Source organism: Nonomuraea basaltis, assembly GCF_005893125.1.
Lineage (GTDB): Bacteria > Actinomycetota > Actinomycetes > Streptosporangiales > Streptosporangiaceae > Nonomuraea > Nonomuraea basaltis.
Window position 1 is genome coordinate 1 of record NZ_VCJS01000613.1, and the last position, 861, is coordinate 861.

The 861-nt window shown below is 71.7% G+C and carries 1 protein-coding gene; it reads right to left on the minus strand.

Annotated features, from left to right (window positions below; translation table 11 throughout):
- Nucleotides 1-861, minus strand: an 861-nt coding sequence (locus EJK15_RS69685; RefSeq protein ID WP_138720980.1) for a ketoacyl-synthetase C-terminal extension domain-containing protein, incomplete at both ends; no start/stop codon positions are given.

Here is an 861-nt window from a genome sequence, read left to right on the forward strand (position 1 = left end):
TCCAGGGCGGCACGGCGCGACAGCCCAGCCGCCACCTCCACCGGACCAGCCGCATCATGCCCGGTCACGAACCCGGCCAGCCGGGCGGCCTGCGCCCGCAACGCCGCCTCGCTCTTGGCCGACACCATCACCGGCACCGGCACCGGCCTCGTAGCCGCGTGGTCGCCCTCGGACGCTGTGGCCGTGCTGTTGTCCTGCCCGCCCGACGGCTCCCCGATGAGCGGCTCGTGCAGCGGCTCTTCCTCGGCCGGCGGCTCTTCGAGGATGATGTGCGCATTGGTGCCGGAGATGCCGAACGAGGACACTCCCGCTCGGCGTGGCCGGTCGGCGTCCTGGGGCCAGGGCTGGGCCTGGGTCAGCAGTTCTACCGCCCCGCCGGACCAATCCACCTTCGACGACGGCGCGTCCACGTGCAGCGTCTTGGGCAGCGTCCCGTACCGCATCGCCATGACCATCTTGATCACACCGGCCACCCCGGCCGCCGCCTGGGTATGCCCCAGATTCGACTTCACCGACCCCAGCCACAGCGGTGATGGGCGGTCCTGGCCGTAAGTGGCCAGCAGCGCCTGCGCCTCGATCGGATCGCCCAGCGCGGTGCCGGTGCCGTGTCCTTCGACCACATCCACATCGCCGGGCGTCAGCCCAGCAGCCGCCAGCGCCTGAGCGATCACCCGCTCTTGGGAGGGGCCATTCGGCGCGGTCAGCCCATTCGACGCGCCGTCCTGGTTCACCGCCGAGCCGCGCAGCACCGCCAGCACCCGATGCCCACGACGCCGGGCATCGGACAACCGCTCCACCACCAGCACCCCGACACCCTCGCCCCAGCCCACCCCATCAGCCGACTCGGCAAACGACTTACAC